General features: G+C 70.9%; 3 protein-coding genes and 1 pseudogene. 1 reads left to right on the forward strand and 3 read right to left on the reverse strand.

Going from position 1 to position 3,584, the window contains the following annotated elements; genetic code table 11:
• Positions 1 to 488 (reverse strand): molybdopterin-dependent oxidoreductase (locus ABNT58_RS22325; protein WP_348755604.1); only part of this gene is annotated, 488 nt, incomplete at its 3' end.
• Between the two features lie 14 nt (positions 489 to 502).
• Positions 503 to 1,705, reverse strand: a pseudogene (locus ABNT58_RS22330) (FAD-dependent oxidoreductase); the annotation flags it as partial.
• A 467-nt stretch (positions 1,706 to 2,172) separates the two neighbouring features.
• On the opposite strand from ABNT58_RS22330, the gene ABNT58_RS22335 reads away from it, so the two are divergent.
• Positions 2,173 to 3,177: a diguanylate cyclase gene (locus tag ABNT58_RS22335; protein ID WP_348755605.1), complete on the forward strand. Its 1,005-nt coding sequence runs from the start codon at positions 2,173 to 2,175 to the stop codon at positions 3,175 to 3,177.
• A 15-nt stretch (positions 3,178 to 3,192) separates the two neighbouring features.
• Here ABNT58_RS22335 and ABNT58_RS22340 read toward each other — a convergent pair.
• Positions 3,193 to 3,584: sulfite exporter TauE/SafE family protein (locus tag ABNT58_RS22340; protein ID WP_348755606.1), on the reverse strand; the 392-nt coding region annotated here is incomplete at its 5' end.

A 3,584-nucleotide genomic window follows, 5' to 3' on the forward strand; every position in this document is an offset into this window, starting at 1 on the left:
CAGGCGGGCGGCGCATCGGCACCCAGCGTGGCCTTGTAGCCGGCCACCGCGCTGCTCATGCACAGGCGCGAATTGGTGTCGACGTTGTTGGTGCCGATCAGCGCCTTGGCCAGCTTGTTAAAGACGTAGTAGTCCTCCGTCAGCAACTGGCCCGAGAGGTAAAAGCCCACCGCGTCGGGGCCATGGGTGCGGATGGTCTGCTCGAAGCGGTCGGTGGCCAGGGTCATGGCCTCGTTCCAGCTCACCGGTTGCGGCGCCGCGTTGCGCTGGCTGCGCCGCATCGGAAACAGCAGCCGCGCATGCTGGGTGATGGGGGCGCTGGCCGTCAGGTGCAGGGTGCTGCCCTTGCTGCACAGGCGGCCGAAGTTGGCGGGGTGGTCAGGGTCGCCGCGCACGCCGGTGATCTGGTCGCCGGTGGATTCGATGACGACGCCGCAGCCCACGCCGCAGTAACAGCAGGTGGATCGGGTCTCGCGCGCAGCGGTCATGCGTCGGTGCTCCTGCCGAAGATCAACTGGTCGCGGATGTCGCCGATGTCGCGGCCCTCGCGCAGCAGGTCGAAGTACCAGGCGCCATCGGCGGTGTCGCCGTACAGGCAGGCGCCCACCAGCTTGTTGTCCTGGATCACCAGCTTTTTGTAGACGCCGCCGAAGGGGTCGCTCATCACGATGGCCTCGGTGTGCTCGCCGCCCATGAAGTTGCCGGCCGAAAACAGGTCGATGCCGGTGACCTTGAGCTGGGTGCTGGTCTGGCTGCCGGTGTAGCGGCCGCTGCCCACCTGCGCCAGGTGCGTGGCGCACACGCGGCCCTGCTCGTACAGCGGCGCCACCAGGCCATAGGCCACGCCGCGGTGGGCGGCGCATTCGCCCACAGCGTAGATGCGCGGGTCGGTGACGGTCTGCAGGGTGTCGCCCACCACGATGCCGCGCTGGCAGTGCAGCCCGGCGGCTTCGGCCAGCGCCACGTTGGGCCGGATGCCGGCCGACACCACGACCAGGTCGGCCGGCAGCTCGGCGCCATCGGCCAGTTGCACCGCGCGCACGCGGCCCGTGCCGGCATCGGCCAGCAGCGCCTGGGTCTGCGCCCCCAGCACGAAGTGCAGGCCGCGCGCTTCCAGCGCCTCCTGCAGCAGCCGGGCGGCGGGCTCGTCCAGCTGGCGGTCGAGCAGCCAGCGGCCGATGTGCACCACCGTGACCCGCATGCCGCGGCGCATCAGGCCATGGGCCGCTTCCAGGCCCAGCAAGCCGCCGCCGATGACCACCGCATGCCGGTAGCGCGTTGCGGCGTCGATCATGGCCTGGGTGTCGGCGATGTCGCGGTAGGCGATGACGCCGGGCAGGGTGTTGCCTGGCAGCGGCGGCACGAAGGGGCTGGAGCCGGTGGCCAGCAGCAGGCGGTCGTAGGGCGCCTCGGTGCCGTCGTCGGCCTGCACGCTGCGGCGGCGGCGGTCCAGCGCCACCACGCGGCGGCCCAGGTGCAGGGTGATGCCGTGCCGGGCGTACCACTCGCGCGGGTGCAGCACGATCTCGTCCAGCGTCTGCTCGCCGGCCAGCACTGGCGACAGCAGGACGCGGTTGTAGTTGGGGTGGGGCTCGGCCCCGAAGACGGTGATGTCGTACAGGTCGGGCGCGATCTTCAGCAGCTCTTCCAGCGTGCGCACGCCGGCCATGCCGTTGCCCACCAGCACCAGTTTGGGTTTGTTCATCGACGACGACAGACGCACGAAGCTCCTCCGGGAGCGGCAGGTGTGCGGCAGGCCCTGGGAAGCAGCAATGCTTGCGGGGTCTGCCCGGGAGGGGTCATGGCTGCGCACGCCGGTGTGCACGGCAACCGTGCGCCCAAGGCCCACGGTGGCGGCGCTTCACTGCGCCGGTGGTGGCTGGCCTGCAGCATCCGTGCCAGTGGCGAATCCCACGCTTGGTGCGGGATACCGCGTCGTTTTCACCACGCCAGGCACCGAGGATGCGCACAATGCACGCGCTTGCGGGGTCTTCTCGCTGTGTTCAGCGGCTGCCAAGCTAGGGAGAATGCACCCGAAGCCGTCCGCTTCGCCTTGCGCCCCGCAGGGCGGCGGCTCACCATAGAAAGCCTGATCGCCGGTGGTTCCTGCGCGACCAGCAGAATGTTTTGATGGATTTGTCCAGCCCACGCCCCTCCAACCCGACATCCACGGTGCCGACCTCGACCACGATCGACCCTGCGGCGCTTGAGGCGGCCTTGGCGCTGGCGCTGCCCGCGCTGGCCGAGCGTCAGGGCGCGCTGCTGGCCGTCAAGGACGCGCAAAGCGGTGTCTACCTGTGGGCCAACCAGGCCATGGCCGACTGGCTGCGCACGCCGGCCGACCAGCTGCCCGGCCGCAGCGATGCCGACCTGCTGGAAGCCGCGCTCGTCACCACCCTGCGCGCGGCCGAGCAGACCGCCGTGGCCCAGGGCCAGCCGCTGACCAGCGAGCATCGCTTCGAGCATGCCGGCGACAAGCACGACTACCGCGTGCTGCGCGTGGTGGCGCCGGCCGGCGCCGACGGCCGCCGCCTGCTGTGCAGCGTGTGGACCGACCAGGCCGCCCAAAAGGCCAAGGACGCCCAGCTGCGCGCCGCGCTGGAGCAGCTGGAGCAGCTGCAGCGCAACGTCGAGACGCTGCGCCGCGAGCTGCAGGACCATTCGCTGCGCGACACCCGCACGGGCCTCTATACCCGCGCGCACTTCGACGACCAGCTGCGCCGCGAGGTGGATCTGTCCACGCGTGAGCACCGCGAGTTCGCGCTGGTCACCATCGCCGTCGATCCGCCCTTGCCGCGTGTGGCCGAGCTGGGCGCACCGGCCCATACCCGCATCGTCGAGACGCTGGGCCGGCTGCTGCGTGGCAACACCCGTGCGATGGACGCGTCCTGCCGGCTGGACGACCAGCGCTTTGCGGTGCTGCTGTCAGGCGTGGGCTTGGCCACGGCGCATGCGCGCGTGGAAAGCCTGCGCCGCGAATGCGCCACGCAGATCGTGGTGCTGGACGGCGAAGAGCTGCGCTTCACCGTGTCGATGGGCGTGGCCAGCTACCCCCACACCGCCCACAGCCAGGAAGCGCTGCGTGAAGCCTGCGACGCCGCGCTGGCCGAAGCCCAGCGCCGCGGCGGCAATGTGGTCACGCTGGCGGGTATCCGCTTCGAGCGGGCGGAGGGCTGACGACCCCGGCTGGCGTCAGCTTGCGGTCAAGCCGCGGTACAGCATGTACGCCGCCAGCAGGTACAGCACCAGCGCGAACACCCGCTTGAGCTTGCGCATGTCCAGCGCATGGGCCACGCGCGCGCCCACCGGCGCCATCAGCACGCTCACCGGCGCGATCAGCGCCAGCGCCGGCAGGTACAGGTAGCCCATCGCGCCGGGCAGGGCGGGCGCCATGTGCCAGCCGCCCATCACATAGCCCAGCGTGTTGGCCAGCGCGATCGGAAAGCCCAGCGCCGCGCTGGTGGCCACCGCGTTGTGCATGGCCACGTTGCACCAGGTCATGAAGGGCACCGACACGAAGCCGCCGCCCGCGCCCACCAGGCCGGAGAGAAAGCCGATGACGCCGCCGGCCGCCGTGGTGCCGG

The sequence above is a fragment of the uncultured Aquincola sp. genome (assembly GCF_964001545.1).
Taxonomy (GTDB): domain Bacteria; phylum Pseudomonadota; class Gammaproteobacteria; order Burkholderiales; family Burkholderiaceae_C; genus Aquincola.